This is a genomic window from Roseibium sp. (assembly GCF_050301095.1).
Lineage (GTDB): Bacteria > Pseudomonadota > Alphaproteobacteria > Rhizobiales > Stappiaceae > Roseibium.
The window spans coordinates 13,072-34,212 of the sequence record NZ_JBNKYW010000118.1; the positions used below are offsets into that span (position 1 = coordinate 13,072).

Annotated in this window: 20 protein-coding genes and 1 tRNA gene; 6 read left to right on the plus strand and 15 right to left on the minus strand. The window is 62.5% G+C overall.

Going from position 1 to position 21,141, the window contains the following annotated elements:
* Window positions 1–14 precede the first annotated feature (14 nt).
* Together speE and speD are read right to left on the minus strand one after the other, a co-directional pair.
* The gene (speE, locus tag ACQY7U_RS10630) at window positions 15–887 is read right to left on the minus strand and encodes a polyamine aminopropyltransferase (RefSeq protein ID WP_428644260.1); all 873 of its coding nucleotides are present in this window, start codon (window positions 885–887) and stop codon (window positions 15–17) included.
* Window positions 884–1,441, minus strand: coding sequence for an adenosylmethionine decarboxylase (gene speD / locus ACQY7U_RS10635; protein WP_428644262.1), 558 nt, complete (start codon window positions 1,439–1,441; stop codon window positions 884–886). Before speD ends, speE begins: the two co-directional genes overlap by 4 nt.
* Before the next feature lie 186 nt (window positions 1,442–1,627).
* Between speD and ACQY7U_RS10640 the strand changes: the two genes are divergently transcribed.
* Window positions 1,628–2,224, plus strand: coding sequence for a GNAT family N-acetyltransferase (locus tag ACQY7U_RS10640; RefSeq protein WP_428644264.1), 597 nt, complete (start codon window positions 1,628–1,630; stop codon window positions 2,222–2,224).
* A gap of 113 nt (window positions 2,225–2,337) precedes the next feature.
* Window positions 2,338–3,222, plus strand: coding sequence for a substrate-binding periplasmic protein (locus ACQY7U_RS10645; protein ID WP_428644266.1), 885 nt, complete (start codon window positions 2,338–2,340; stop codon window positions 3,220–3,222).
* A gap of 31 nt (window positions 3,223–3,253) precedes the next feature.
* Here ACQY7U_RS10645 and ACQY7U_RS10650 read toward each other — a convergent pair whose 3' ends face one another.
* Window positions 3,254–4,009: an SIMPL domain-containing protein gene (locus tag ACQY7U_RS10650; protein WP_428644267.1), complete on the minus strand. Its 756-nt coding sequence runs from the start codon at window positions 4,007–4,009 to the stop codon at window positions 3,254–3,256.
* 164 nt (window positions 4,010–4,173) lie between these two features.
* Window positions 4,174–5,229, minus strand: a complete 1,056-nt coding sequence (locus ACQY7U_RS10655) for an AI-2E family transporter (RefSeq protein ID WP_428644268.1) — start codon at window positions 5,227–5,229, stop codon at window positions 4,174–4,176.
* 237 nt (window positions 5,230–5,466) lie between these two features.
* Here ACQY7U_RS10655 and ACQY7U_RS10660 point away from each other — a divergent pair.
* Window positions 5,467–5,543 (plus strand) — tRNA-Ile (locus ACQY7U_RS10660).
* 193 nt (window positions 5,544–5,736) lie between these two features.
* Here the strand turns inward: ACQY7U_RS10660 and ACQY7U_RS10665 are convergent.
* From ACQY7U_RS10665 to ACQY7U_RS10690, 6 genes are all read right to left on the minus strand, one after another.
* Window positions 5,737–6,270 carry a hypothetical protein gene (locus ACQY7U_RS10665; protein ID WP_428644270.1) on the minus strand — a complete coding sequence of 178 codons (534 nt, stop codon included), beginning with the start codon at window positions 6,268–6,270 and terminating at the stop codon, window positions 5,737–5,739.
* A 420-nt stretch (window positions 6,271–6,690) separates the two neighbouring features.
* Entirely contained in the window at window positions 6,691–7,854 is a 1,164-nt protein-coding gene (locus ACQY7U_RS10670; RefSeq protein ID WP_428644272.1) for a M20 aminoacylase family protein, read from the minus strand.
* Window positions 7,855–7,896: 42 nt separating this feature from the next.
* Window positions 7,897–8,712, minus strand: coding sequence for an ABC transporter permease (locus tag ACQY7U_RS10675; RefSeq protein WP_428644275.1), 816 nt, complete (start codon window positions 8,710–8,712; stop codon window positions 7,897–7,899).
* A 1-nt stretch (window position 8,713) separates the two neighbouring features.
* Window positions 8,714–9,442 (minus strand): ABC transporter permease, encoded by a 729-nt coding sequence (locus ACQY7U_RS10680; protein WP_428644276.1) that lies wholly within the window; start codon window positions 9,440–9,442, stop codon window positions 8,714–8,716.
* A gap of 80 nt (window positions 9,443–9,522) precedes the next feature.
* Window positions 9,523–10,302 carry a transporter substrate-binding domain-containing protein gene (locus ACQY7U_RS10685; protein ID WP_428644279.1) on the minus strand — a complete coding sequence of 260 codons (780 nt, stop codon included), beginning with the start codon at window positions 10,300–10,302 and terminating at the stop codon, window positions 9,523–9,525.
* 128 nt (window positions 10,303–10,430) lie between these two features.
* Window positions 10,431–11,204, minus strand: coding sequence for an ABC transporter ATP-binding protein (locus tag ACQY7U_RS10690; protein ID WP_428644281.1), 774 nt, complete (start codon window positions 11,202–11,204; stop codon window positions 10,431–10,433).
* Window positions 11,205–11,507: 303 nt separating this feature from the next.
* Here ACQY7U_RS10690 and ACQY7U_RS10695 point away from each other — a divergent pair, with 303 nt between their 5' ends.
* Genes ACQY7U_RS10695 through ACQY7U_RS10705 form a run of 3 tightly spaced genes read left to right on the plus strand, consistent with a single transcriptional unit; the run spans window position 11,508 to window position 14,976 of the window.
* Complete coding sequence (locus tag ACQY7U_RS10695) at window positions 11,508–12,152, plus strand: TetR family transcriptional regulator C-terminal domain-containing protein (protein WP_428644283.1); 645 nt, start codon at window positions 11,508–11,510, stop codon at window positions 12,150–12,152.
* A gap of 11 nt (window positions 12,153–12,163) precedes the next feature.
* Window positions 12,164–13,363, plus strand: coding sequence for a pyridoxal phosphate-dependent aminotransferase (locus ACQY7U_RS10700; protein WP_428644285.1), 1,200 nt, complete (start codon window positions 12,164–12,166; stop codon window positions 13,361–13,363).
* Complete coding sequence (locus ACQY7U_RS10705) at window positions 13,351–14,976, plus strand: 5-guanidino-2-oxopentanoate decarboxylase (RefSeq protein WP_428644287.1); 1,626 nt, start codon at window positions 13,351–13,353, stop codon at window positions 14,974–14,976. The genes ACQY7U_RS10700 and ACQY7U_RS10705 overlap by 13 nt, the downstream gene beginning before the upstream one ends.
* Before the next feature lie 43 nt (window positions 14,977–15,019).
* On the opposite strand, the gene ACQY7U_RS10710 is transcribed toward ACQY7U_RS10705, so the two are convergent.
* The 5 genes from ACQY7U_RS10710 to soxB all read right to left on the minus strand — a co-directional run bounded on the left by ACQY7U_RS10710 (window position 15,020) and on the right by soxB (window position 21,120).
* Window positions 15,020–16,189 (minus strand): MFS transporter, encoded by a 1,170-nt coding sequence (locus ACQY7U_RS10710; protein WP_428644289.1) that lies wholly within the window; start codon window positions 16,187–16,189, stop codon window positions 15,020–15,022.
* A gap of 298 nt (window positions 16,190–16,487) precedes the next feature.
* Entirely contained in the window at window positions 16,488–16,931 is a 444-nt protein-coding gene (locus tag ACQY7U_RS10715; protein ID WP_428644292.1) for a hypothetical protein, read from the minus strand.
* 100 nt (window positions 16,932–17,031) lie between these two features.
* A complete protein-coding gene (locus ACQY7U_RS10720; RefSeq protein ID WP_428644293.1) occupies window positions 17,032–18,147 on the minus strand; it encodes a c-type cytochrome in 1,116 nt (371 codons plus the stop codon).
* Entirely contained in the window at window positions 18,131–19,405 is a 1,275-nt protein-coding gene (gene soxC / locus ACQY7U_RS10725) for a sulfite dehydrogenase (RefSeq protein WP_428644295.1), read from the minus strand. Before soxC ends, ACQY7U_RS10720 begins: the two co-directional genes overlap by 17 nt.
* Before the next feature lie 23 nt (window positions 19,406–19,428).
* Window positions 19,429–21,120 (minus strand): thiosulfohydrolase SoxB, encoded by a 1,692-nt coding sequence (soxB, locus tag ACQY7U_RS10730; protein WP_428644297.1) that lies wholly within the window; start codon window positions 21,118–21,120, stop codon window positions 19,429–19,431.
* Between the last annotated feature and the right edge of the window lie 21 nt (window positions 21,121–21,141).

Below are 21,141 nucleotides of genomic sequence, written 5' to 3' on the forward strand. Positions count from 1 at the left end.
CATGTGCGACCGGCTCAGGCTTTCGCCCGGCCCTCCTCGACGGCATCCAGAATGAACCTCGGCAGCGCGAAGGCGGCCGCGTGGACGTCCGGCGTGTAATATCTTGTTACAATTCCGGCCGCCTTGAAACGCTCTTCCAGAACGGAAACCGCCTGTTTGCGCAGCTCCGGATTGTCGCTCGCCCAGCCCAGCGCCATGTGGCCGCCGAAGTACGTCGGGATCGCGGCGATATAGGCGGCCGCATCGGCAAAGATGCGCGAGAACCGCTCGACGCTGGTGACAAGTTCCTGCTTTTGCAGAAAAGGCACGCCGTTCTGGGTGACCAGAACGCCGCCCGGCGTCAGCATGCGGTGGACGTTGCGGTAGAACTCTTCGGAGAAGAGCACCGCGCCCGGGCCGTGCGGATCGGTGCTGTCGACGATCACCACATCGAAGCGGCGCTCCGTCTCGGCGGCGAATTTCATGCCGTCGGCGATCACCAGTTCGAAGCGTTCGTCATCCAGGACGCCGCTGTTGAAGTCGCCGAAATGCTCCCTGGAGAAATCGACCACCGAGGCGTCGATTTCCACCTGGACCAGCTTTTCGACGGATTTGTGCTTCAGCACTTCTTCCGCCAGCCCGCAGTCGCCGCCACCGACGATCAGGACGTTTCTCGCCGCGCCATGGGCCAGGATCGGCACATGCGACATCATCTCGTGGTAGATGAATTCGTCCGCCGTGGTGACCTGCGTGATCCCGTCCAGCATCAGCACCTTGCCGAAAACCGGGTTGGTGAAGAGCACCAGGTCCTGGTGCTCCGTCTTTTCCTGGTAGAGGATCTGGTCGCAGCTGTAGCTGACCTGCACCCCGGGATAGAGCGTTTCGTTGAAGTTCAGCCCTTCGCTCATTCCGCGGCTTCCAGCGTGTGCGGCTTGGACAGCGCGGAAGCGACTTCACGGCCGCGCAACAGTTCCGAAACGGCCGTCTTGCCCGGCTTGAAGGCCTTGCGCAGAACCTCGACGCATTTTTCGGGCTGTGCGTCGCCGCACATGAAGACGTCGAAGGCGGCATAGCCGGCTTCCGGCCAGGTGTGCACCGAAATGTGGCTTTCCGCCAGCACGGCCACGCCCGACACGCCCGTCGGTTCGAACGGGTGCAGATGGATGTGCAAAAGCGTTGCCCCAGCCTCGTCGACACAGGTGCGCAATGTCTCTTCGACATAGGCAAGGTCGTCGAGCCGTTCGGCATCGTAAAGGTCAATAATCAGATGCGCACCAGCGCAGTGGATCCCTTCCTTCTGAATGAAGTGATCCAGGCGATCGTCTGCATAAACAGCAGCGGCCGCGGTCGAAACGTTTTCTTCCTTCTGGGTGGTGCTTCTTGGCTCGGCAACGCTGACAGCGTCTTCTTCTACACGAGCCGCCAAGTCCATCCCCAGTTCGAAGAGGGCGTTGCTTTCCATATCGCTCTCCCAAACCAGCAGATGTACCCGGTGTCATTTCCGGAGCGCCTTCCTTACAGAAAACACCTTTTGATCTCAATGGGTAACAAGAGAAAAATTTTTGCGGAATTTGCAGGCCTGCTATGAAAAAACCGGGGAACAGTGAACCGGCAAGGCAATTCGTTCCGCCAAAAGAGGGGCTTAGCGATGACGATCGATATCAGGATCCTGACAGGAGACGCCCTGAAAAATGCGCTCGGTGACCTTGCAAGGTTGAGGATATCCGTCTTCCGGGACTGGCCCTACCTCTACGAAGGGTCCCTCGACTACGAACGCGGCTACCTGCAGCGCTATGCGCAAACGCAAGGGGCGGTGATCGTCGGGGCCTATGACGGCGAAAGGCTCATTGGCGCGGCCACCGGCGAACCGCTGGCCAGCGAACTCGATGCCTTCAAGGAACCGTTTGAGGCGCACGGCCTTGCGCCGGAACGTATTTTCTACATGGCCGAATCCGTGCTCGACCCGGCCTGGCGCGGACGGGGCATCGGCCACCGCTTCTTCGACGAGCGCGAGGCCCACGCGCGCAAGCTGGGCTTCGCCGAGGCCGCCTTCTGCGCCGTCATCCGCCCGCACGATCACCCGCTCAAGCCCGGAGATTACCGGCCCCTGGACGCCTTCTGGCGCAAGCGCGGTTATGAAAAAGTCGAGGGGCTGACCGTCAGCTTTCCCTGGAAGGATGTCGGCGAAGCGCAGGAAACCGAAAAGCCGATGCAGGTTTGGCTTCGAAAGCTGGACCTCGCGTAGGCAGGAGGCGGGAAGCTCCCTTGCAGGAATTCCCTAATCCCATAACCTTATGACGTCCTGCATGGTTTTCCCGTATCCTGTTTCCCGGCGAAATCACAGGAAGGCACCTCAATATGCTTGCAGGAGCAATGAAGGCGTTTGCCGGCCGGTTAATATTGAGGGTGGATGCCATCCTGCCTGTCTTGCGGGTTTCGTGTCTGTTGCTGGGGCTGCTTGGTCTTGCCGCGGTGTATTCCGGACCGGTGGCAGCGCAGGAACTGCGCCTCATCACCTCTCCCTGGCCGCCATCCAATTTTCTCGATACCGACGGGCAGCCGACCGGGATCAGCGTTGCCACGGTCGAAGCGCTCAAACGGCACGTCGGCGTGACCACGCCCATCGAGGTCCTGCCTTTCGCGCGCGGCTACCTGATCGCACAGTCGACACCCAACGTGATGCTGTTCACGGGCGGGCGGACCGAAGAACGGATCGCGATGGGGTTTCAGTTTATCGGACCGGCGGTCATGTGGACCCATGTCCTGCTGGCCCGCAAGGAAAGCCCCTTGAAGCTGCCGGACCTGGCAAGCGTCCGGGTCCAGGGGCTGACGGTCGCGGGCGTGCGCAGCTCCTGGCAGATCGAACTGATCAAGGCCGCAGGAATCCTGACCGTCGAAACCGAAGATCACGCAACCGGAGCCAGGATGCTGCTTGCCGGCCGGGTCGACCTGTGGATCACCTCCCGCCTGCAGGCGTCGGTGGTTCTGACTGGAATCGGCCAGCGGCCCGACGCGGTGGAGGCAAAATATACGGTCCGCAAATCGCCGTCCTACCTGATGATCTCCAGGGGAACGGATCCCGCGTTGCTGGCCAGGTGGCAGGCAGCATTCAAGGACCTCCAGGCGACCGGTTTCTTTCGGCAGACCGCGGTAACCTGGGGCAAGAGGCTGGGGCTGCCGCTCGCCCATGACCCGGACCAGGGTTTCTATGTACCCTTGTCCGGGCGCGATCCGGCATCCTGAAGGGAAGGGCGCACGGCAAGCGCAGGGGTGGCTATTTCAGCGTCCAGCGGATGGTGACATTGGCACTGATGGTTTCCTCGCCCGCTTCCACCGGAACGGCTTTTGCCATCATCATGCCTTCGGCGCGCATCATCACCGGACGGGGCATCTGTACGCCGGTCTCGGAAATCGACTGGATGGCGCCCAGTTCCACGCCGGCGGCTGCCGCAAAGACCTCGGCCTTGTGGCGCGCCGCTTCAACGGCCTTCTTGCGGGCTTCATCCAGCTTTTCCGCCGGGTCGCTGACCTCGAACCGGATGCCGTTCATGGAGTTCGCGCCGCTTTCCACCACCAGCGTCAGCAGGTCGCCGAGCTTCGCTAGGTCGCGGACCTTGACCTCGACACCATTGCGGATCTCATAGCCGGTGATGTCCGGTTGACGGGTGGAGCTGTTCTTCACAGAATCATAGCGCGGATAGATGCCGAAACCGGCGGTCTGGATGTCCTTGGCCTCGATGCCCTCACCCTTGAGCGCCTTGATCACGCCGGCGATGGCGGCGGAATTTTCCGCAAGACCGTCGGCCGTGGTCTTGGTGGTGGTGACGACGCTTGCGCTGATGACGGCCATGTCCGGGGCAACGGACACGGAGCCCTGGCCTTCCATGGTGATGGTGCCGGCGCTCTGCATCGAATCCTCGGCCATGGCAGGAGCCGCGCTCAGAAGGGCGGTGGACAGACCGGCGGCAAGGGCCATGCGGCGGGCAAGGGAAATTCTATGTCTGTTTTTGATAATCGGCAATTTGTTCATGAGTTAAATCCTTTCTGGTCAATCGGCCCGGTTCCTGAAAAGTCTGGGCGGGTCTGATTTGCGCGCAAGATTGTCCGCCATTGCGGCGCCGTTAAGGCCGCCTCATTCAGCTTCCATTCATCTTTCAAACACTTGGCAAAACGAGAGGTTCCGCCATTGGCACATTATTTGGCCGGATGCGGAACGCCGACGTCTCCCGTTTGCGATAACAGGACGGCAATCGGCCGGGACCCCTCGAAGCGGGCGCAGACGATGACGATCATCACGGTCAGCGGCACGCAAAGCACCATGCCGACGACACCCCAGATCGCGCCCCAGAAGGCCAGAGACAGCATGATGACGAGGCCTGACAGATTGAGGTTGGCGCCCATCAGTCGCGGTTCGATGAAATTGCCGATGGAAAACTGGATGGCGCCAAGGCCGGAGGCGATGGCCAGGAACGGGCCGAGGCTGTCGTAATAGACGAGGGCCAGCAGGCTCGGGAAAATGACGCTGATCAGCGAGCCGATGGTCGGAATATAATTGAGCAGAAAGGCGATGAAGCCGAAGAGCGCCGCATAGGGAAGGCCGATGGCGGTCAGCACCAGGCTGGTGAGCAGACCGGTTGCCACCGAAACGGCGGTCTTGATCGAGAAATAATGCATGATCGAGCGGTTGATCTCCGCGCGCATCGCAAAGGCCGACTGGGCCTGCTCGGGTGTCGGAAACAGCCGTTCGAACTTGCGGTCGAAAGTGGACTGCTCGAACACCAGGAACAGCACATAGATGAAGACCAGACTGGCGGAACCGGCTATCGTCGTCACCAGGCTCGCCCCGGCGGTGACCATGCGCGGCACCACCGAATCCGGCAGAAAGTCCTTGAGTTCAATCGGGTCGTTCAGGTGGAACCGGCCGGAGAGCTGACTGAACAGGGTTTCCAGGCGTTTCTGATAGGTCGGCGCGTCCTGTGCCAGCTGGCTCAAGTTGGCGGTGACGATGTCGAGCACGAAGGTGCCGACCGCGAAGATCGTCAACAGCGACAGCGCGAAGGCAACGAAGCCGGGCATCCGCCATGGCCCGATCGGCACCGTCTGGAAGGCCCGCGAAAGGGCGTTGATCATGTACCAGACGATCAGGGCGATCACGAAGGGCAACAGCAGCGAGCGCCCGACGACCAGCAGCCAGCCGATCATGCAGACAAGCAGGACGCTAAGCGTGGCGGAAAGAAGCGGTGATCGCATGATCGCTCCGAGAGGTGGGACAGGCAGGCTTTCCGGCCCATTTAGACCCGAAAGCCTCGCCGAACGGAACCCGTCTTGAGCGGAAAATGGTTGCAGGACCACCTGTGTCCCGGGCGGTGCGGCACTTTCCAAGGCCTTTTTCACCTTATGGCTGCAAACCTCTTGCCCCGGAAAACTGCCGTGGTATAGGGAAACCCTTGAGCATGAACCGCTTGGCCTTGAGCGGTTCCCGCAGATGGGCCTGTAGCTCAATTGGTTAGAGCCGTCCGCTCATAACGGATTGGTTGGGGGTTCGAGTCCCTCCGGGCCCACCATTTCCTTTAATATCAATGCCTTATTCGCCGGCTTGTCACGGTGGATAAAGTCGGTTTGGCAATGCCTTGCACCTTCCAGTAGCGCTTGTTTTGCACAAGTTTGCTTGATGTGGATACCCGAACCACGGCCCATTTTGTGCGTTGATCAGTTCGCCGACAGGCTCTCGCGCGGTTCCTGCACGGGGATGTTAGTTTACTCGCTCTTTTCCTGAAGGGACTTTGCATATTGTACTGCGGCCGGCGGCGTGAAAACCGGGCGTGTGATTGTTCTTGCCGACGCGATTTTTTCACTACCGGCAGCCTTGAGTGCCGCAAAGACAACGTCCGCGCAATCCTTGCCTCCCCAATTGGGGACGCTACGGAAATCCATGCCGTCACTACGGGTCGTGGCCTGTTTGACGAGGGCCTTCCACCAGTCGTAGGCGGCCTTTTCGGACATCGGGTCGGTGTGGCCGGAGTTTCCGCTTTCCACCGACTTGATTTCTATCTTCTCCCGGGTCTGGGGAAACGCGCGCTCCTTCTTGCGGTTTTCGAGGGCGTCCTGCCAGTTTGAAACGCATTTCCCTCGAAGGCCGGCATAATTGTGGTAGGTCGGAAACCCCTCGTCGGCCCCCATCCAGCTGATACCGAAGCTTTTTGCACCCAGCCCTGTAAACGCAATGGCGACGTGACCGAACAGGTTGGTGGAATCTATGAAACCGCTGGCTTGATGATACACAATGATCACGTCTCCACTCCTCCCGTGGGCACTCCTTCAGTGGTGCGTGCGTTTGTCCTGCTCCGGATCGACTGCCTCCAAGACATGGGCGCCGGATGGCGTCGCACAGAATGTCAGAGTCCCTGTTCGAACGGCTTGAAGGGCAAGGCCATAATCATTTATGGGGCCGCTTGCCGGCAAGGTCCAGCACTGTCCGCAAGCCGTTGGCGGCCGGAAGAGCGCTGGAGCTGGTTGTGAAGGGCAGGGGCTGTCTGCCGCTTCCAGCGCCGGGAACGCAACTCTTCCCTGTCAGGCGGTGCGAAAAGACGAGCGAACCATATGGCGATCTAGGAAACGAGAAGAACCGCGAGCCCCGCGCGTGACAGGAAGACGAACGGAGCGTGTGCCGGTGATTGCGCTGTGCGCAGCGAGGCCGCTTAGCCCGCGCTCCTACGACCCCGACAGGAAATCCTCGGCCAGTTCCACCCAGAAGGCCGTGCCGATGGGCAGGATGTCGTCGTTGAAATCGTATTTGGGGTGGTGCAGCGGCGGGTCGTTGTCGGTTTTCGCCGTGCCGAGCATGAAGTAGCAGCCGGGCCGGTCCTCTAGGAAATAGGCGAAATCCTCGCTGCCCATGATGGGCCGCGCCATGTCGGTCACCTTGTCGTCCCCGGCAAAGCGTCGCGCGAGGGCGCGCACGTAGTCGGTCTCGGCCTTGTGATTGATCATCGGCGGATAGCCGCGTTCATAGTCGATCTCCACGCGCATGCCGTAGCTGGCGGCCTGTCCCTCGGCGATGAGACGGATACGGCGTTCCAGTTCATCCCGAACGTCCGGATCGAGCGCGCGGACCGTCAGGTCCATGACGGCGCGCTCGGGGATCACGTTGCTGGCAATGCCGCTGTTGAAGGCACCGACCGTGATCACGGAGGCCTGCAAGGGATGGATGTTGCGGGAGGCGATGGTCTGGAGGGCCATGATGATGCTGGCGCCGCAGACGATCGGGTCGGCTGCGTCCTGCGGTTCGGCGCCGTGGCCGCCGTAGCCGACAACGGTGATCCGGCACTCGTCGGCGGCCGCCATCATCGGTCCCTCGATGAAGGCGAACTGGCCGAAGGGCAGGGCGGGGTCGTTGTGCAGGCCGAAGACCGCATCGCAGGGAAAGCGTTCGAACAGCCCGTCGTCCATCATCAATCGGGCGCCGCCGAAGTTTTCCTCCGCCGGCTGGAAGATGAGGTGGATGGTGCCGTCGAAGCGGCGGCGCTCGGCCAGGATCTTCGCCGCGCCGAGCAGCATCGCCGTGTGGCCGTCATGGCCGCAGGCATGCATGACGCCCGGATGGGTGCTGGCATAGTCGGCCCCGGTTTCTTCAACGATGGGAAGAGCGTCGAAGTCGGCACGCAGGCCGATGCTCCTGGTCGAGGTGCCGTTGCGCAGCGTGGCGACGATGCCGGTCTTTGCCAGGCCGCGGGTGATCTCGTACCCCATCTTGCCGAGTTCGCCGGCGACGTAGTCCGAGGTCTTGAATTCCGACAGGCCGATTTCCGGAATCTGGTGGAGATAACGCCGGGTGGCGACAAGATCGGGCTGGATGTTCGGCGTCTGCTTGGTCATGGAGGGCACGCTGAAAAGATTAATGTTGATTGGATAAGTGCCCTACGCACCCCGGCTCGGAATCCGGTTTTCAAGGGTACGGAACAGCAATACCAGAATCCCGGTGAGGCACATATAGATAAGCGCCAGCAATAGCAGCGGTTCGTAGGTCAGATAGGTGTCCTGACGCACCCTGGAAATCACCGCGTAGACATCCACCACCGTGATGGTCGCGACCAGCGGCGTCGACTTCAGCTGCAGCACCGTTTCCCCGCTCAAGGTGGGCAGCGCGCGGTAGACGGCGCGCGGCAGCCAGATCCGGCGGAACATGGTGAACCGGCTCATGCCGAAGGCGCGGCCCGCCTCCAGCTCGCCGCGCGGCACGCCGGCAAAGGCTCCGCGCATCACTTCGCCTTCATAGGCGGCGAAGGAGAGCATCAGCGCCGTAAAGCCGTAGGGCCAGGCCTGGCGCAGATAGGGCCAGGCGAACGACTGGCGAATTTCGGGAAACTGCGAGAAGACCGAACCAAGGCCGTAGTAGAGCAGCCAGAGCTGAAGCAGCAGCGGCGTGCCCCGGATCAGGGTGCAGAAGCCGCGCGCCAATGCTGCGAGCGGGCGCGGGCCTGTGACCTGGACAAGGCCGATCGGCACGGCCAGCAGAAACCCGACCGCGGCGGTTGAAAACAGGAGAACCAGGGTCTTGCCGATACCGGCGACCAGGAGCGGCAGGTATTTCGGAAGCCAGTCCCAGCGCAGGAACCAGACGGCACAGAAAACGATTGCCGCAAAGACACCGATCAGGAAGATCCTGTGCGGTTCCAACAACCGGCGGGGCGGCGGCGGAACATAGGCGGGCATGGTCACTTTGGTTTCGCTCATGTCACACCGGCCTTGCCATGCCGCGCCTTGCGCGCCGTTCGATACGGGATATGACCTGGTTGGAGACCAGCGTCAGCGTCAGGTACATCAGGCCCGCAGCGCAATAGAAAAGCATATAGGCCTTGGTGCTGCCGGCGGCCTGGCGGGTGACGAGCGTCAGCTCGGAGAAACCGACCACGGCCAGAAGCGCGGTATCCTTGGTGGCGATCAGCCAGAGATTGGAAAGGCCCGGAATGGCATAGGGCAGCATTGCGGGCAGGGTGATGCGGCGCAGCGTCTTGAAGGGCGACATGCCATAGGCGCGGGCCGCCTCGATCTGCCCCGGAGGCACCGCCTTGATCGCCCCGCGCAGCACTTCGGTGGAATAGGCGCCCTGAACGACACCGATGACAAAGATGCCGGCGGCCAGGCCGCTGATGTCGATGCGCGGCAGCCCCACCAGCACCAGCACCGCGTTGACCGCGTCCGTCCCGGCATAATAAAGCAGCAAGATCAGCACGAGCTCCGGCACCGCCCGTATGACGGTCGTATAGACTTCCAGCAGATCCCTCAGGATCGGGCCGCCGTAGAGCTTGCCGAAGGCGCCGCCGATCCCGATCAGAAGGCCGAGGCCGAACCCGCCGACCGCAAGCTGCAGCGATGCGGCAAAGCCGGCGAGAAGCACCCCGCCCCAGCCCGGAGGCGACAGGGCAAGCAGTTCGAGGTTGAGAAACCCGGATTGGACAGCCATCGGCAGCGGTCACCCTTGCTTGGTCAGGCCCGTCCGCGCCCGAAGGCGCGGAGCGGATTTCTTAAGGACAATTCGGCCGCTTAGCCGCCATAGATGTCGAAGTTGAAGTACTTCTTGGAGAATTCGTCGTAGGTGCCGTTGTCGCGGATCGCCTTGATCGCGGCGTTGACCTTGTCCTTCAGTTCGGTGTCGCCCTTGCGCAGGCCGACGCCGACACCGGCACCGAGGATCGCCGGATCGTCCGCGACGTTGCCCTTGAGTTCACAGCAGGACCCGGCATCGGACTGCAGGAAGGCATCCAGCGCGATGGCGTCCGCCTGCACCGCATCGACACGGCCGGCGGCAAGGTCCTGGTTGGCCTCGTCCTGGGTCTGGTACTGCTTGATTTCCGACGCGGTCGAACCGAAGTGCTTGTCGGCGTAGTCGGCATGGACGGTGGAGACCTGAACGCCGACGATCTTGCCGGAAAGACCTTCAGGCGTCGCTTCGAAATCGTCGCCCTTGGCACCGACGATGCTGGTCGGCGTGTTGTAGTACTTGTCCGAGAAATCGATGGTTTTCAGGCGCTCTTCCGTGATCGACATGGAGCCGACGATCATGTCGATCTTGTTGGAGGTCAGCGCCGGAATGATACCGTCCCAGGAAACCGGCGTGACGACGCAGTCGAGCTTGGCCTCGGCGCAGATCGCTTCCATGAACTCGATTTCCCAGCCGACCCATTTGCCGCTGGAATCCGGCGAGGTGAACGGCGGGTAGGGTTCGGCGGCGACGCCCACCTTGACCTGGTCGGCCATTGCCCCGCTCAGGGCGGCGGTGGTCATTGCGGCTGCTGCAATTGCTGTCTTTACAAAATGCTTCATGCTGTTCCCCGTTCTTCGTCTTGTTTTACCGTCTTTGCCAATGGAGCCCCCACGCCGCGTGGACGCGGGTAGTTCCCGTCTTGTATGCGATCCCGATTGGCCCCTTTCCCTCCAGGGCCCTTCCGGATCTAGTGGATCGAGCTGATGAACTTCTTCAGCCGTTCCGATTTCGGGTCGCCGAACACGCTGTCGGGCGGACCCTGTTCCTCGATGATGCCGTTGTGCAGGAAGATGACGTGGTTCGCGACTTCGCGCGCGAATTTCATCTCGTGGGTGACGAGGATCATCGTCCGGTGCTCGCGTGCCAGGTCGCCGATGACACTCAAAACCTCGCCGACCAGCTCCGGATCGAGCGCTGAGGTCGGCTCGTCGAAGAGCATCGCAAGCGGCTGCACGGCAAGCGCGCGGGCAATGGCAGCGCGCTGCTGCTGGCCACCCGACAGGAAAGCGGGATAGGCGTCCTGTTTTTCATGCAGCCCGACCCGGCGCAGCAGCGTTTCGGCGATTTCGACCGCCTCGTCGCGCTTCATGCCGAGCACGTGGATGGGAACCTCGATGACGTTCTGCAGGACGGTCATGTGCTGCCAGAGATTGAAGCTCTGGAAGACCATCGCAAGCTGACTGCGGATGCGCTCGATCTGCTTGCGGTTCGCAGGCCTGAGGCCGTGGTGGCCGTCGTCCTTCAGGGCGATGGCCTCGCCATGGATGGTCACCGATCCGGCGCTGGGCAGTTCCAGCATGTTGATGCATCTGAGGAAGGTCGATTTGCCGGAGCCCGATCCGCCGATGAGGGCGATCACGTCGCCCTGCCGTGCCGTCAGAGACACGCCCTTGAGCACTTCCAGGGCTCCGAAACGTTTGAAGAGGTCGCGCACCTCTATGGCTGGCGCTGCTGGTTCCATCCACTCCGCCAATGCCCGGCATTCGCCGGTGCTGTTGTTACTGTTCCCCGCCGGCATGTGATTTTTCCGGTGCGGCGCCGGCTGTCCGCCCGGTGAATGCCGTCAGCTTTGCACTTGTCTCGTAATTATTCAACCGTATAATAACGAAAAAATGCGGTGCCGGTGAGAAATCCCTCCGGCGGGCCAGGTGGAGGAGAAAGTCATGGCGCCGAGCGCAAAAGCTGCGTTGGCAACGGAGTGCCGGATGCCCGCCGTCAACCTGCCCGGACCGGAAACCGCAACGTTCATGAAACGGAGGCTTGGATGAGCCGGCGCCCGTTTCATCGCATCGGCGAGGCCGAACGGCGTCAGGACCTCATGGAGGCGACACTCGACTGCATTTCGGAATTCGGATTGCAGGGCGCCACGGTGCGGCGGATCGCGGCCCGCGCCGGCGTGACCCCCGGACTGATCCGACATTATTTTTCCAGCAAGGACCAGATGCTGCAGGACGCCTATCGCCACGTCATGACCGGCATGACACAGGCCGTGGCGGCTGCGGGCGATCGCGGCCAGGAAAATGCTCGGGCGAGACTGCATGATTTCATCGTCGCCAACCTGACGCCACCGGTCGCTGACGGGAAAGCGCTTTCCTTCTGGGCGGCCTTCATCAGCCACGTCAGGGCCGAACCGGCTTTCGCCGAAATACACAGGGAAAGCTATCTCGCCTTCCGTTCCGCGCTCGAGGTACTTGTTGCCGATGTGTTGGCCGAGGCGGGAGAGAAGCCGGATCCGCTGCGCTGCCAGAAGCTTGCGATCGCCATCAACGCCGTGATCGACGGCCTCTGGATCGAAGGCACGCTGGTGGCGGATCTCTTTGCCGATACACCGCTGCCGGACATCGCCATCCGATCCGTCGAGGCGCTGCTCGGCGGAATAAGACTGACTGCGGACAACCACTCCAACTGAGAGACCCGAACATGCGTTATGCGTCGATCACCGACCGTCTGGCCCATCTGGGCTCCGGAAAATGGGCCGTGCACATCAAGGCCCGCGAAATGGCGGACGCCGGAGTTCCCGTCATCGAACTGACGATCGGCGAACCGGATATCCTGCCGGATGCCGCCTTGCTGGATGAGGCCGAACGTTCCATGCGGGCAGGCCGCATTCGTTATTCCAGCGGCCGGGGTGAACCGAGTGTCGTCAATGCGCTGACGGAAAAATACCGGGCGCGGAGGCCTGGTATCTCGGAGCGCAACATCCTGTGTTTCCCGGGCACCCAGACGGCGCTTTTCGCGGTCATGCTCGGCCTTGTGGAAGCCGGTGATGCCGTGCTGGTCGGCGATCCGCTTTATGCCACCTACGAAGGTGTCATCGCCGCAACGGGCGCCGGCATGGTTCCCGTGCCGCTCCGTCCCGAACATGGCTTCCATCTTCAGGCGGAAGACCTGGAAAAGGCGGTCACGCCCCGGTGCAAGGTTCTTCTGCTCAACACGCCGCACAACCCGACCGGGGCGGCCTTGAGCGAAGCGGAAATTGCCGCCATCGGCGAGGTTTGCAGGCGCCAGGATCTCTGGATCGTTTGCGACGAGGTCTACGAGAAACTGATCTTCGGCAGTGCCTTTGCGTCTCCCTTCGATCTTCCCGAACTCGCGGACCGGACCATCGTCGTCTCCTCGATTTCCAAGTCCCATGCGGCACCGGGGTTCCGTTCCGGCTGGGCGGTCGGGCCCGAAGAGTTCTGCGACAGGCTGCTGGCGGTGTCCGAGACCATGCTCTTCGGCGGACAGCCTTTTATCGCCGACATGACCGCCATGGCGGTTTCCGGCGAATTCGACACGGCCGAGCGCATGCGCGAGGCCTACTTGCGGCGCGCCAACCTCATCATCGAGCATCTTGCCGGTCACAACGCACTTCGCCCGATGATGCCGGAGGCAGGCATGTTCCTGCTGGTCGACGTCAGTGCAACCGGACTGGACGGGGCGGACTTTGCCTCCCGGCTTCTGGAGGAAAAGCATGTGGCCGTGATGCCGGGTTCCTCCTTCGGCGATCAGGCCGCCGGGTTCATCCGCCTGTCCCTGACGGTGGCCGATGACGTGTTGTCGGAAGCAACCGACCGGATTGCCGCCTTCGCGGACAGCCTTGGCAAGGACGAGGGGAGCCGCAAATGGGCATCATGACAACGGACAAGACGAAGACGGTCGGCGAGGCGCTGATCGACATTCTCGAAGCCAACGGTGTCGATGTCGTCTTCGGCATCCCGGGTGTTCACACGGTCGAGCTGTACCGCGGCCTTGCCGGGTCGAAGATCCGCCATATCACGCCGCGGCACGAGCAGGGCGCCGGCTTCATGGCGGACGGCTATGCCCGGGTCACCGGCAAACCCGGCGTTGCCCTTGTGATCACCGGCCCGGGTCTCACCAACACCATCACGGCAATGGCGCAGGCCTATCAGGACTCCGTGCCGATGCTGGTCATTTCCGGTGTCAATGCACGCTCCAGTCTCGGTCACGGCAAGGGCAGGCTGCACGAGCTGCCGGATCAGCGCGCGATGATGGCGACGCTGGCGCTGATGTCGCATACGCTGCTTGATCCAAATGATCTTCCGTCGGTCTTGGCGCGCACCTTCGCCATTCTGCAGTCCAGCCGTCCGGGGCCGGTGCATATCGAGATCCCGACCGATGTCATGGCGGAGAAGATCTCCATCGGAGCCATCACTGCGACTGCGGTCAAGGGGCCGCGTGCCGCGCGCTCCGGTGTCGAGAAACTTGCGGACAAATGCCGGCAGGCAACAAGACCGGCGATCCTCTGTGGGGGCGGGTCGATCGGGGCCGCTGACCAGATCAGGCAACTGGCGGAGCAGATCGATGCGCCGCTCATCACCACCGTCAATGCGCGCGGCATGTTTGCCGGGCACCCGCTTTCCGTGCCCGCGAGCCCGAGCCTTGCACCGGTGCGGGATCTCCTGGCGGACAGCGATCTGGTGATTGCCCTTGGCACCCAGATGGGACAGACCGACTACGACATGTATGCGGACGGTGGCTTTCCGGAACTTGATAATCTCGTTCGGGTCGACATCGATGCGGACCAGCTGGCCCGGGGACCTTCCGCCTCGCTGCCGGTCCTTTCGACCGTGGATCAGCTTCTTGGCGATCTTCTGCCCATGCTTGAGGGGCTTACGGGTCATGCGGATGGCGCCGGGCGGGCCGCAGCCTGCCGGGACGCGGTGTTTGCCGGTCTCGGTCCCAAGATGAAGGCTGAAGTCAGGGTTCTGGAGACCATCGTTGAGACCTTGCCCGGCTGCATCATTGTCGGCGATTCCACCCAGGTCATCTATTCCGGCAATCTCTACTTCGAGCCGGGACGGCCGAAGGGCTGGTTCAACGCGGCGACCGGCTTCGGCGCGCTCGGCTACGGCCCGCCCGCCGCGATCGGCGCCAGCGTCGGGGAGCCGGAAGCACCGGTGGTCTGCATCGTCGGTGACGGCGGCTTTCAGTTCTCGCTGGCCGAGATCGGATCCGCCCGGGACTGCGGTGCGCGGGTGATTTTCCTGGTCTGGAACAATGACGGCTATGGCGAGATCAGGAACTACATGCTGGACTGCGGCATCGAGCCGGAAGGCGTGACGCCTTCGGCCCCGGACTTTTCGAAAATCGCCGAAGCCTACGGCTTGCCGGCCGTCCTCCTGGGCGATGTTTCGGAACTTGCCGGTGCGCTTACGGAGCTTGCAGGCGTGTCCGGGCCGAGCCTGATCGAAATCCACGAAACAAATACCCACGGCGCGACGGCCTGAGCCGTCGCCGCGCCTGTCTCAAAACCAGCCGGTGCGGTAAATGTCAGGCGTCGGCACAGACGGGTTCTTCATGAAGGCTGCGCTGGCCGGCCTTCGACAGGGCCGGAGCGAGCAGGAAGCTCAGGAAGAGCGTCGGAGCCAGGATCATCAGCCCGGTTCTGATGTCGGTGTGATCGGCAACGGAACCGATGAGAAGAGGGCCTGCCAGGAACCCCGCCAGGGCGATGAAGGACAGGACGGCAACATTCGAGGCCGGGCTGGTGCCGGGGGCGGCGGAGGCGGCGGTGACGCCGAGTGGAAAGGCCAGCGCAGCGCCGATGCCGAGGACCGACAGGCCCGCCAGGGCAACCGGCGTGACCGGCGCGGTCCAGATAAGTAGCAGGCCGACAAGGCCGGTCAGGGCAAGGCCCTGGGCGAGCCGGCCGACCGGAAATTTCTGGCGCAAACGGTCTCCGAGCAGCCGTGTCACTGCCACTGTCAGCGTAAAAACGGAAACGCCCAGACCCGCCAGGCCGGGGTTCGCGGAAAAGGTGTCGCGGAGGAAAATCGCTGCCCAGTCCGCCACTGCGCCTTCGACCAGGGTGGAGCCGAAGGTGAAAAAACAGATCGCCAGCAGCAGGGGATGCGGAAACCGGAAACCGGTCCTTTCGTCCTCGCCCGTCTTCAGGGCCGGGCTGTCCTGAAGCCCGAATAAAGCATAGGCGGCGAGCAGCAGAACCGGAACGGAGATGAGGAGGCCGGCATGGAAAGGTGCGAACCCAAGCCCGGCGACCGCCGACCCGATCAGGGTCCCGGTAAGCAGTCCGAAACTCCACAGGCCATGCGCCTTGCTCATGATGATGTGCCGGGTTCTGGTCTCATATTCGTCCGCCAGCACGTTGAGGCCGAGTTCCAGAACGGACATGGAGCCGCCGACCAGCGCCAGAACCGCCATGAGGACCGCCTGCGAGGGTGCCAGAAACGGCAACAGCATGGCCGCCAGGAACAGCGGATAACAGCAAAGCGTCACGCGCCGCGCACCAAACCGGGTGATCAGACGGCCGGCAAAAAGGAGTGTCGTCAGCGTTCCGGCGGGAAGACCTGCCAGCGCGATCGCCAGTTGGGTATTGGACAGCTCCAGGCTCGTCTGGATGCCGGGAATGTGAGGAAACCAGGCTCCGAAGGCGATCGGCTGCAGGAAAAAGATCAGAAGAATGCGCTGTGCCTGGGACAAGGGCACCTCCGGAAAACAGGTCTGTGCAGAAAGGCTGATTGATCGCCCGGACGGGCCGCAGCTTCATGGGTCTGGTGACAACTTACGTGGAAACGCGAAAACCACAAGATGGTTGTCTCAGGCGGTATCACGCCGTTCCGGACGGACCGCGGGTGCAACGCATAATACTGATACGGAGTATTTTGCCTTCGGCGCCTCTTCCGGGAAGGCCTCACCGTAGGTACCCCACACAAAAACGGCCGGGAAAACCGGCCGTTCGTCCCGCTCACGTGCGGGGCAGGGTTCTGTCGCGAATGCCTTATGGTCTGACGACCGTGTAGCCGCTTTCGTCCAGTTCCATCAGGGAGACGACGCCGGCCGGTACCACTTCGACGTTGTCCAGCAGCGGAATGTCCTTGCCTTCTTTCTTGGCCATGGCCTGACGGGTGTTGTTGCAGGCCTCGAAGGTGACGTTCGGCATGCTCTGGGCGAAGGATTTCATGCGTTCGGCGACCGGTGTCGTGTCGGCGCGCAGCATGTGCAGGCCAGCATTGAAGGCAACGATCTTGACGTCCACTTCTTCACCCAGGTCCGAATAGTGGCGCGAGACATTGGCTGCCACGTTGAGCACCGTGTTCATCTTCTGCGGATTGTTGTCGCTGATCTGCAGCGCGAGCTTGTGAGCGCCCTCGGCCGCCACGGACGCCGTGACAAGCATGAACAGGGCCGAAATGGCCGCAACCAGACTTGTAATTCCCTTCATCGTTCCCTCCTTCAGCTCGCGCCGCTTCTCATGCGGCGCTTGTTGCGCAGCCAGGCCGCCTGTCTGCTTGTTCTTTTTGCCGGCCTGACTGCAAACGATGTCAGTCGACGCCGCCTACGCCTTCGGCCGCGTCATCATCGACGGAGCCCGGGGTGACGTCGAGGATCCGGGCGCGCATGGTGACCTCAACCGGACCGGGTTTGCAGTCGCTCATACATGGTTCGCCGTCCTCCGCATAGTGAGGTTCCTCGGCACGGTCGTCGGCGACGAAGTTCTCCTCGTTCGGCAGATGGATTTCGGTGAAATTCTCCCTGGAGAGTTCGAAGTCCTCATCCACGACCACGTCGTTCAGATAAAGAAGATAGGCGGTCAGCGCGTAGACGTCGTCATCGGACAACGACCGCGCGTTGCCGTAGGGCATGGCCCGGCGGACATAGTCGTAAACGGTCGACAGATACGGCCAATAGGAGCCGATGGTCTTTTCCGGACGCTCGTCGGCCAACGTGTCGTGACCGCCTGCCAGAACCGGCCAGCGGCCGACACCTTCGCCGAAGTCGCCGTGACAGACGGCGCAGTTCTCGGAAAACAGCACTTCCCCCTCGGCAACGGTGCCCGAGCCTTCGGGCAGTCCCGTGCCATCCGGACGGACGTCGATGTCCCAGGCGGCGACCTCGTCCGGCGTTGCTTCCCGGCCGAGACCGAAGACGCCGCCGTCACGCGTCGCTGAAACCGGGGCAGGCGCCGCGCTGGCGTCGGCGGTTTGCGTCGGCTCTTCCTGCTGTGCCGGTTCGGCAGCGCTTTGCTCTTCGGACGTCGGAGCCGCGCTGGAGAATGTCGCCAGATAGGCGATGACATTCTCCTGGTCCTTGTCCTTCTTCAGGCCGGCAAAGGCCATCTTGGTGCCCTTGATCATCGCCTTGGGCTTCTTCAGGTAGGTGGCAAGCGTTTCGGGGTTCCACACCAGCCCGCCGTCACCGGCTTCGATCATGGCCTTTGAATACTTGTAGTCCGCGGCCGTGCCGGCAGTCCGGCCGATCAGGTCGTTGAGTTCGGGGCCGACCTTGTTTTTCGCACCGTCCCCGACAGCGTGGCAGGCGGCGCATTTCTTGAAGACCTTCGCACCCATGTCCGCGTCGCCCGCATGGGCCGTCAACGCGAGTACGGGCAGGACGGTCAGCGCGGTGCCAAGACCCAGGGTTTTAAGAAACTTCGACATTTTCCACCGTCCCGTCTGCTTTGACATGCCAGGTCTGGATTCCGTTGTTGTGATAGATCGAGTTCTCGCCGCGGGCGGCCCGGAGCTCGTTCTTGGTGGGCTGGTAGAAGCCGTTCTCGTCCATCGCGCGGGACTGGAGCAGGAGGGGCGAACCGTCCCAGTCGATGTCAAGATAGAAGCGGTGCAGGGCCTTGGGCAGGCTCAAGCCGTCCAGCCGGGCGGTTTTCCAGTTGCGTCCGCCGTCGATGGAGACATCCACACGGGTGATGCGGCCGTTGCCGGACCAGGCGAGGCCGGAAATGACCAGCGGGCCCTTGCCGTGGGAAACCGGCGCCTGCGGGCTCGGGCTGGTGATCACCGATTTCGGATCCATCACCCAGGTGAAGCGGCGGGCCTTTCCGTTCTCAAGAAGGTCGGTGTATTTCGACGTTTCCTCGCGCTGGTGCCAGGGCTGGTCGCCGACTTCGAGGCGGCGCAGCCATTTGACCCACATGTTGCCTTCCCAGCCGGGAACGACCAGACGCAGCGGGTACCCCTGTTCCGGGCGCAGGGCCTCGCCGTTCATCTTGAACGCGACGAGGCAATCCTCGAGCGCCTTGTCCAGCGGAATGGAACGTGTCATGGCCGAGGCGTCGGCGCCTTCCGGCATGACCCACTTGGCACTGGTTTTCACACCGGCCTCTTCCAGCAGCAGCTTCAGCGGTACGCCGGTGTACATGACGCAATGGACCATGCCGTGGGTGTACTGGCATCCGTTGAGCTGGGACCCGCGCCATTCCATGCCGGAATTGGCGGCGCATTCCAGGAAGTAGATGCGGTTCTCACGCGGGAAGCGCTTCAGGTCTTCCATGGTGAAGACCAGCGGCGTGTCGACAAGGCCGTTGATCATCAGCCTGTGCTCGGCCGGATCGACGTCGGCAATGCCGCCATGATGGCGTTCGAAACAGAGGCCGTTCGGCGTGATGATGCCGTCAAGTTCGTGCAGCGGGGTAAAGTTGACCGAACTCTCCGTGGAGGCGGTCAGCCAGGAGACGTCCCGGCGCACGACATGGGCTTCGAATTCTGACGGCGTGCCATAGGGGCGCGCTTGCACGCCGTCACCGAGATACCGGTTCCAGTCCTGGATCTCGGTTATAGCGGGGTCGCCGGCCGCGCGGGCGGCACCGGCAGCGCCGGCGGCGACTCCTGTCGCCAGGCCGGCTTTGAGAAGCGCCCGGCGGGACAGGTTGGGGGACCGGGAAAGGGTCTTGTCACTCATGAAAAGTCCTCATGCTCAAGACGTCAGCCGGCAAGCTTCACGGACTGGTTGTCCGGCAGCTTGACGACGGGGTTTTTGGAAAGGTGGTTTTCGACAACGTCCCAGATCGCAGGACCTTCGGTGTCTTCGTTGACCGAAGCCCAGCCCGCGACGACGTAATCCCTGGCAGGATCGATCGCTTCGCCGGTCGCAAGCAGCGTCATGTTGGAAATGCGCTCGCCGATCTCCTTGTCGGGATCGATCGCGTATGCCATGCCGCCGACGCGGACCATGTCGCCGCCTTGCTGGTAGTAGGGGTCCTTGTTGAAGAGGTTGTCGCCGACATCCTCGAGGATGTCCTTCAGCATCTGGCCGCTCATGGAGGAGCGGTAAGCGGCCGGATAGGTCATTGCACAGGCGTTGTGCAGATCTTCAAGGGTGATGTCCTGGCCGGGAAGCAGGGACGTGCCCCACCTGAAGCCGGGAGAAAGCGCGATCTCGGCGTCACGTTCTTCCAGCAGGGCCTGACAGATCAGGTCATCGAAGGTGCCGTTGAAATTGCCGCGCCGGTAGAGAAGGCTTTCGGTTTTGCCGAGGACGCGTGAAAGGTCCTTCTCATAGGGTGCGCGCACCTCGTCGATCAGGGCGGCCATCTCCGCATCCGGCGTGATGACGTCGGAAAAGACCGGAATGAGGCGATAGGCGTAACCCGCCAGCTTGCCGTCCTGGATGTCGAGGTCGATCCGGGAGACGAATTTGCCGTTGGAACCCGACGCGATCACCAGCGTGTCGTTGACGATCACGGGTTCGGGCAGGGCATCGTGGGTGTGGCCGGTCAGGACAACGTCGATCCCGTCCACCCGCGAGGCGAGCTTGCGGTCGACGTCAAAACCGTTGTGGGACAGAAGCACGACGAGGTCGGCGCCTTCGGCGCGGGCTTCCTCGACATGCTTGGCAATGTCCTCTTCGCGAATGCCGAAGGACCAGCCGGGGATCATCCAGCGCGGATTGGCGATCGGTGTGTAGGGGAAAGCCTGGCCGATGACGGCGACCTTGGCGCCGCCGCGTTCGAACATCTTCCAGGCCTCGAAGGCCGGTTCGTCCCATTCGTTGTCGTAGATGTTGGAGCCGAGGAACGGGAAGGGGAGGGCCTCGATGGCTTCCTTCACCCGGTCCGTGCCGTAGGTGAATTCCCAGTGGCCGGTCATGGCGTCCGGCTCCAGCGCGTTCATGACCGTGATCATGTCCTCGCCGAGGGTCTTGTTGGAGGTGTAACTGCCCTGCCAGGTGTCGCCGCCATCGAGCAGCAGCATGTTGTCTCCACGCTCGGAGCGGATGCGCTTGATGATCGTTGCGACCCGGTCCATGCCGCCCATCTTGCCGTAGGATTTCGCCAACGAGACGAAGTCCTCGGACGTGAGCGCATAGGCGTCCGGAGAGCCAGGGGCAATGTTGTAGAGCTTCAGGAAGTCGGCGCCGGTCACATGGGGCGGCTTGCCCTTGACGTCGCCGATGCCCAGGTTGATGGACGGCTCGCGGAAATACAGCGGCTTGAGCTGGGCGTGAATGTCGGTGATATGGACCAGCGTGAGCTGTCCCGTCGGTTGGATGGCCAGCAGCTGATCCTCGGTGAGGGTCTGCTGGGCCATCAGCCGCGACCAGGATCCGGCCATTCCGGAGCCGAGCAGGGCGCTCGTCGCCGTTGCCGCCATCAGGAACTCACGTCTTGAGAACATTCCAACTCACTCCAGTTCGAG